This is a genomic window from Pseudomonas sp. (assembly GCF_037994325.1).
Lineage (GTDB): Bacteria > Pseudomonadota > Gammaproteobacteria > Pseudomonadales > Pseudomonadaceae > Aquipseudomonas.
This window is the reverse complement of sequence record NZ_JBBNAH010000028.1, coordinates 1-2,185: the sequence shown is the minus strand read 5'-3', so window position 1 is coordinate 2,185 and position 2,185 is coordinate 1. Positions and strand designations below refer to the sequence as shown.

General features: G+C 53.5%; 3 protein-coding genes. All 3 read left to right on the top strand.

Features of this window, described 5'->3' with window-relative positions:
- Nucleotides 1–1,671: DUF637 domain-containing protein (locus AAAB16_RS00920; protein WP_340661634.1), on the top strand; the 1,671-nt coding region annotated here is incomplete at its 5' end.
- Nucleotides 1,668–1,925: a hypothetical protein gene (locus AAAB16_RS00915; RefSeq protein WP_340661633.1), complete on the top strand. Its 258-nt coding sequence runs from the start codon at nucleotides 1,668–1,670 to the stop codon at nucleotides 1,923–1,925. The genes AAAB16_RS00920 and AAAB16_RS00915, both read left to right, overlap by 4 nt.
- A 147-nt stretch (nucleotides 1,926–2,072) precedes the next feature.
- Nucleotides 2,073–2,185 (top strand): colicin E5-related ribonuclease (locus AAAB16_RS26505; RefSeq protein ID WP_369335435.1); only part of this gene is annotated, 113 nt, incomplete at its 3' end.

The following is a 2,185-nucleotide window of genomic DNA, read 5'->3' as shown; positions in this document are numbered from 1 at the left end:
CTCGCCTGGATCAAAGAAGCGGAAAAACGCGGCGACGTCGATTGGCGGCAGATCAAAGAACTGCATGACGCCTGGGACTACCAGAGTTCGGGGCTGGGCGCTGGCGCGGCGCTGATTATCGCCATCGTCGTCACCGTACTCACCGCCGGCGCAGCAAGCGCCGCCATCGGTGCCATGGCCGGCGCGACGGCGGGCTCCGGAAGCGCGATGGCCGCGGGTTTGGGCACCGCAGCCGCAGGCTTTGGCAACGTCGCTGCAACCGCGGTTGTTACGTCCGCTGCCAGCACCGCCGCCGTCAGCACCATTAACAACAAAGGCAACCTCGGCAACGTTTTCAAAGACATCACGTCCGCCAACAACCTTAAAAACTACGTCACCGCTGGCGTAACAGCCGGAGTTATCGCGGGCGTAGTTGACCCCGTCCTCAGCGTAAAAACCGACCCAACCAACGGCACCATCAAAGGCTTCGACCTCAGCACCGCCAGCGGCATCGCCGGCATAACCCAACACGCCGCCGCTACTGCCGTGGTGCAAGCCGGCGTCGGCACCGCCATCAACGGCAGCAGCTTTAGCGACAACCTCCAAGGCGCGCTAAAAAACCAACTGCAAAGCGTGCTGCAAGCCGTCGCCTTTAACGCCGTAGGCGACTACAGCCATGACAAATGGGACGACAGCAGCCCACAAAAAGTAGCCCTGCACGCCCTAGTCGGCGGCCTGCTCAGCAAAGCCGCCGGCAACGACTTCGCCACCGGCGCGGCCGCAGCGGGCGCCAATGAACTGCTAATCAAACAACTCGACGCCCTAACCAACAGCAACCCCGAGCTGTTGGTCGCCGCGTCGCAGATCGTCGGTGTAGCCGCCGCAGGCCTCACCAACGGCGACGCGCAAATGGGCGCGGATATCGCCAAGAGTGCGACGAGTTACAACTACCTGAACCACAAAGAAGTCGAGGAACTGGGAGAGGCCCTAGTCGGCTGTCGCACCGCTGCGAACCCAGAAAGCTGCCGCAACGATGCAGTTCAGCACTTCAAGGAAATCAGCGACCAGAAAACCAACCTGGCCCTGAATGGCTGCCGCGATACCGGCGAATCGGGTTGCTCCAACCAGCGCCTCGATATCGAAAATGCCACCGACCTGCTCGATGGTCTGATCACGCTCGGCGGCTACAGCCAAGCTGAACGGGACATTCTTCAAGACTTTAGCGACAGCAATTTCCATGACTGGCAGTTGGGGCAAAACCTATGGCTTAAGGAGTTTTTGAAGGAGTCGGGGGTTGTTGGTGGGGCATTGGTTGGGGGCGGTCTAGCTACAGGAACTGGACACCTAGGTGAAAAGCTATCATCGAGTACCAACGAGCAACTTCTTCGTATGGCGGCTCAGCCGCTTAATGAAGGTCAGCTAATAAGTCGCGCAGGACGGGCTGTAACCAAACATCCTGAATACTTCGGCTTCGGATCTACACAAGAGTTAAGACAGGTGTACCGGTCCGACCTCCAACTGAACAATTTGGCGGAAGAGACCATAAAAGAAATATTGAAAAGTGGGATTAAGGCGACAGGCGCTGGAGGAAGGTACCCGCAAGGATGGATAACCTATTCGTTACCGGATGGCAGGTCAGCAAGCTGGAAGCGTTCGGGAGAATTCATTGGATTCAGAGGAAATAAAAAATGAGCAAGTTAGAGTACGAGAAAGTAGGCGATGTAAATTGTAAATATCCTTATCTTTACGTTTATATAGAAGGTAAAAAAGAACCTTTTATGGAAGTATCCATAAATGAAGCGAGGGAGTTGGAATTCACCTTCTTTGCGCAGAAAGAGAATAACGTACTGGACATTTCAGATGTCGCGGAAATAGTTGAAAAAGCAAAATCTTTCTTGCCGCAAGCTTTGGAAAACGAGGACTCCTCAGAGCAGATCTTTACTTAGGCAGGCGCCACTGCGGTATTAGGGCCGAATTTATTAACAGTCCAACTTAAAAAGCCAAAAAGAGAAGGATTTATTATTCGAGCAAAAAACTATGGTCGAATAATAAATCCACCCCTTTTTCGCTAGAGATCTTCGCTTTGATCCAATATCAAGACTCGACTTAACGACCCCGCTACTGGATATATTGCCAAGGATGGATCTTATGTCGTGAAAAATGATAGAACAGGGAAAATTGTTCAGGTTTCAAATAGAAAAGATGC

Excerpts from the sequence above, each read along its gene's own strand:
- AAAB16_RS00915 (WP_340661633.1), top strand. The coding sequence starts at position 1,668 with ATGAGCAAGTTAGAGTACGAGAAAGTAGGCGATGTAAATTGTAAATAT.